The organism is Streptomyces sp. NPDC005070, from assembly GCF_053600395.1.
The window spans coordinates 1-4,632 of the sequence record NZ_JBSFZS010000272.1; the positions used below are offsets into that span (position 1 = coordinate 1).

Annotated in this window: 5 protein-coding genes; 2 read left to right on the forward strand and 3 right to left on the reverse strand. The window is 69.0% G+C overall.

Going from position 1 to position 4,632, the window contains the following annotated elements; translation table 11 throughout:
- The 3 genes from ACWEBX_RS37415 to ACWEBX_RS37425 form a co-directional block, all read right to left on the reverse strand.
- Positions 1 to 404, reverse strand: a 404-nt coding sequence (locus tag ACWEBX_RS37415; RefSeq protein ID WP_451889195.1) for a MarR family winged helix-turn-helix transcriptional regulator, incomplete at its 3' end; no start/stop codon positions are given.
- Between the two features lie 426 nt (positions 405 to 830).
- Positions 831 to 1,544 (reverse strand): SDR family NAD(P)-dependent oxidoreductase, encoded by a 714-nt coding sequence (locus ACWEBX_RS37420; protein ID WP_451889196.1) that lies wholly within the window; start codon positions 1,542 to 1,544, stop codon positions 831 to 833.
- A 171-nt stretch (positions 1,545 to 1,715) separates the two neighbouring features.
- Positions 1,716 to 2,645: an alcohol dehydrogenase catalytic domain-containing protein gene (locus ACWEBX_RS37425; RefSeq protein WP_451889197.1), complete on the reverse strand. Its 930-nt coding sequence runs from the start codon at positions 2,643 to 2,645 to the stop codon at positions 1,716 to 1,718.
- Between the two features lie 339 nt (positions 2,646 to 2,984).
- Between ACWEBX_RS37425 and ACWEBX_RS37430 the strand changes: the two genes are divergently transcribed.
- Together ACWEBX_RS37430 and wrbA are read left to right on the forward strand one after the other, a co-directional pair.
- Positions 2,985 to 3,563, forward strand: coding sequence for a TetR family transcriptional regulator C-terminal domain-containing protein (locus tag ACWEBX_RS37430; RefSeq protein WP_451889198.1), 579 nt, complete (start codon positions 2,985 to 2,987; stop codon positions 3,561 to 3,563).
- A gap of 193 nt (positions 3,564 to 3,756) precedes the next feature.
- The gene (wrbA, locus tag ACWEBX_RS37435; protein ID WP_451889199.1) at positions 3,757 to 4,371 is read left to right on the forward strand and encodes an NAD(P)H:quinone oxidoreductase; all 615 of its coding nucleotides are present in this window, start codon (positions 3,757 to 3,759) and stop codon (positions 4,369 to 4,371) included.
- The last annotated feature ends 261 nt before the right edge of the window (positions 4,372 to 4,632 follow it).

Sequence of the window (4,632 nt, forward strand, 5' to 3'; positions counted from 1 at the left end):
CCGTCCAGACGTGAGAAGACGTGGCGCCGCACGCTCGCGAGGTTGGTGGGCCAGGCCCGCTTCAGCTGTGTCCATCCGGCGCTGGTGAGGCGGGCCAGCCAGGCCCGCCCGTCGTCCGGCGACTTCTCCCGTATGACCAGCGACTGTGATTCCAGGCGGTTCACCACGCGGGTCATGCCGCTGAGGGAAAGCCCGCACATATTGGCGAGCTCGCTCATCCGCATCTGATTGTCGGGCACTTCGGAGAGGTGCACCAGAACCATGTACTCGGTGCCGGAAATCGGATGCTCTTCGAGCATGTCCGCGTCGACCAGGCGGGGGAGGAGTGTCATCACTCTGCCCAGGGCCCGCAGGAAGGCTTCCTCGTCACGATGGAGAGGCTCAATAGTGGGTGCATCCGCCATGGGCACAGTGTAAATGGCTCGCCCTGGCCGCAGCCGAGGGGCGTTCGCCCCTTTCCGGTGCACGCCCCGACGACGGAAAGAGGCGGTCGGCGTCGTTTTGCCCGGCGGGTGATGCGCTTTTCGAGCCGCTGTGCCGGAACGGCGGAGGACCGGTCGACGTTTGGTTGCATCGGGAAGTAGAGCGCCCAGGCGTGGGACGTCCTCCGCGGGCGATCGCGTGATGTGGGGCCCGTGGAGTCGCGCGTCCGGACCGGGCCGCACCCGACCGGGGAACAGAGCCCGGCGTGACCGCGCATCGCCGGCCTGGCGGATCCGAGTCGGGGGCCGTGCCACCCCGGTACCTGTGTGTGGAGGGGCCCACTCGCCAGGCCACGCACGGATGCCCGGGACACCGCCTTCGTCGATGTCCCGGGCATCCGCGAGCCGTCAGTGACCGGCGCTCTGGCCACCGTCGACGTGCAGGATCTCGCCGGTGACGAAGGGGGCGTTCTCCAGGTACAGGACCGCGTCCACGGCGTCCTGGATCTCGCCCATGTGGCCCACCGGGTGCATCGCGTCGAGCGTTTCGTGGTACTCCGCCGGGTGCATGGGCGTCCTGATGATGCCGAGGGAAACCGCGTTGCTGCGGATGCCGCGGGCCGCGTACTCGATGGCCAGGGCCTTGGTCGCGGACTGGAGGCCGCCCTTGGTCAGCGAGGCCAGTACCGAGGGCACGTCGGAACTCGCGTGATCGACAAGGCTGGTGGTGATCTGGACGACGTGCCCGCCGCCCTGGTGAAGCATCTGCTCCACGGCCAGCTGCGTGATGCGGAAGAAGCCGGCCACGTTCACGCCGGTCACGCTGTCGTAGTCGGCCTGCGTGTACTCGTGGAAGGGCTTCGACAGGAAGATGCCCGCGTTGTTGACCAGGGCGTCGATGCGGCCGAAGCGCTCGATCGCGGCACTCGCGACGCGCTCGGCGGTGGCGGGGTCGGCGATGTCGCCCTGAACGGTCAGGACGTCCGGGTCATCGGAGGGCGTGATGGTGCGGGAGGTGGCCACGACGGCGTAACCGAGCTTGCGGTAGCCCTCGACCAAGCCGGCGCCGATGCCCTGGGACGCACCGGTGACGACGGCGACCTTCTGGTCAGGTGTGCTCATGGTGATTCTCCGGAGGGGGTGTCTCGTTCGGCTTGACGCCGCTTACCGACGAATATAGACGACCGGTCGACAATAGGCGAACGCGGAGGAGCTGGAGCCCTGCGGCGTGGTCCGGCCGGCCGGTCGTTCCATCCATGTCCGGTCGGTCGTTCCATCCATGTATGGGGGTGTTCAGGCTGTCATGTCGAGTACGACACGGAAGCGAGCCTCGCCCGAGAGCATGCGCTCGTAGGCCTCCAGGGCCTGGTTGAAGGGCATGACCTCGACGCTGGGGCGAATGCCGTGGGCGAGCGTGAACGCGAGGTTGTCCTCGTTCTCGATGGACGAACCGGTCAGGCTGCCGACGATGGACCGCGTTCCGAAGATCAGGTCGGGGGTGGCGACGGTCAGCGGGTCGGGCGCGGCGCCGACCACGACGAGTCTGCCGTGCGGGGCGAGGCCGCTGATCAGCGGGTTCATCGAGGCGCCGCTGGACGCCGTGGCGACGATGAGAGAGGCCCCGCCCAGGTCGCTCAGCGCGGCCCCGGGATCGGTGCTGTCGCTGTCGATGTACTCGTCCGCTCCCAACTGCCGTGCGTACGCCTCCTTCTCCGTCCCCCGCGCCACGGCGGCGACTCGGTAGCCGAGGCTGCGCGCGTACTGCAGGGCCAGGTGACCCAAACCGCCGATGCCCTGCACGGCGACCAGGGCCCCGGCCCTGGTCGGCCCCTGCTGGAGCGCGATGAAGGTGGTCAGGCCCGCGCACAGCAGGGGAGCGGCGTCGATCGCCGAGAGGCCGTCGGGAATCCGCACCAGCCCGCTGGCCGGGGCGTGGACGACCTCCGCGTAGCCGCCGTCGGTCGTCGTGCCCGTCTGGTCCTGGTTGCGGCAGTTCACGAAGTCGCCGCGGCGGCACTGCTCGCACTCCCAGCACGGGCCGTTCAGGAAACCGACGCCGACGCGGTCGCCGGACCGCCAGGCCGTGACACCGGCCCCGACGGCGTCGATGACACCGACGATCTCGTGTCCCGGAACGATGGGGCTCGACGGGTCGGCGCGCAGTCCCTCCACGGCCAGTACGTCGGTGTGGCAGACGCCGCAGGCCTCCACGCGCAGGCGCACCTGGCCGGGGGCCGGATCGATCAGCTCGCGCTCGACCTGTTCGAGGTTGTGGACGCCGGTGGCCTCGAAGGCGCACCGTGCCGCGCCTGCCGATGGACGGCTGCGCCGCGGGTGTCACGTGTGGGGTGCTCGGACCGCGGTGGGGGAGTGACCCGAGGGTGTTCGGCGACTTCCGCCCGGAGGTCAAGCGCGCGTTCGTTTAATACAATATGGTCGGTCATCTCGTCCGGCGCTGTCCTCGAATCCACCGAGCACGCGGACCGGCCTGGCGGTGGACAGCCTCGCGAAGGACGGGATGCGCGCGACAGGCGTCCAGGTGTTTGGAAGAAGGCGGGAACGATGGGGCGAGCGTCCAAGCGGGAAGAGGTCGCCCAGGCGGCCTTCCGGCAGTTCCACGCGCAGGGCTTCAACGCCACCGGTATCAGCGACATCGTCAAGGCCGCCGGTGTTCCCAAAGGCTCGTTCTACAACCACTTCTCCAGCAAGGAGGAGAGCGCCCTCGAGGCCCTGAGCCGGTACGCGGCCTCACTGCGCTTCGAGATGCTGACGGCGCCGGGCCGCCCCCCGCTGGAGAGGCTTCGGGCGCACTTCGAGTTCCTGAGCCAGGACACGGTGGAGAACGGGTTCGTCCGTGGATGTCTCGTGGGCAACTTCGGCGCCGAGGTCGCCGACCACAACGCCGAGATCCGGGCCGCGGTCAAGCAGGGGTTCGACGGGTGGGCGGAGCGAATCCGGCAGGTGCTCACCGAGGCTCAGGGAGCGGGCGACCTGGCCGGCGACCTCGACACGCGGGCGGTCGCGTTGTTCATCCTGAGTGCTTGGGAAGGGGCGCTCATCGTGGCACGGGCCGACAAGTCGGCGGCGGCCGTGGACGCGTTCTTCGGCACTGTCTTCGGCGTGGTGCTGCGCCCGAACTGATCGCCGTTCCGGCGCGGCACCCTGAGGGGAGCGCGCCGGCCCTCGCCGTCCCGGCGGCGTGAAGCGCCGTGTGTCGCGTCCACAGCGCACAGGTTTGACGCAAGACGACCGGCCGTCTACTTTAAAAACAGATAGACGACCGGTCGGCTATTCATCCGAGCCCCCGGAATCCCCGTTCGAACGGAGCAGCTCCATGGACACCGCCCCCGTCAAGCTCGCCGTGATCTACTACTCATCCACCGGCACGATCAGTGAGATCGCCAAGGAGCTTCACGACGCGGGCCTCAAGGCGGGCGCCGAAGTCCGCCTGGTCAAGGCCGCCGAGCTCGCCCCTCAGGCGGCCATCGACTCCAATCCCGTCTGGGCCGCCAACCAGGCAGCCACCGCGGGGATACCCGAGGCCACCACCGAGGACGTCGAGTGGGCGGATGCCGTGATCTTCGGTACGCCGACCCGCTTCGGCAACGTCTCCGCTCAGCTCAAGCAGTTCATCGACACGCTGGGCGGTCTGTGGGCCGAGGGCAAGCTCGCCGACAAGGTCTACAGCGGCTTCGTCTCCAGCGCGACCGCTCACGCCGGACAGGAGGCGACCCTCCTCTCCCTCTACACCTCGATCCACCACTTCGGTGGCATTACCGTCACCCCCGGCTTCACCGACCCGAGCAAGTTCGTGGACGGCAACCCCTACGGCACCTCCCACGTCGACGGCCAGGGCTCCAAGCCCGTGGGCGACGTCACCCGCACCGCCGCCCGGATCCAGGTCGAGCGCGTCATCAAGGTCGCCGGGGTGATCAAGGGGGCCGCCTGACGGCCGTCCCACGATGACGACGGGTGACCGCATGGGGGCGTCGCCCTGGGGCCGGCGGGGTGAAGGCGCCTCGCCGTCCGGTCGGAACAGGCCCCCTGTGCGCGTGCCGGACCGAGCATGCTCCGTGAACATCGAAGGATCTGCCGGTGGGCGACGGCTCAGGTGTCGCCCACCGCGTCGATCCGTGCAGGAAGCAGGAAGCAGGAAGCAGGAAGCAGGAAGCAGGAAGCAGGAAGCAGGAAGCAGGAAGCAGGAAGCAGG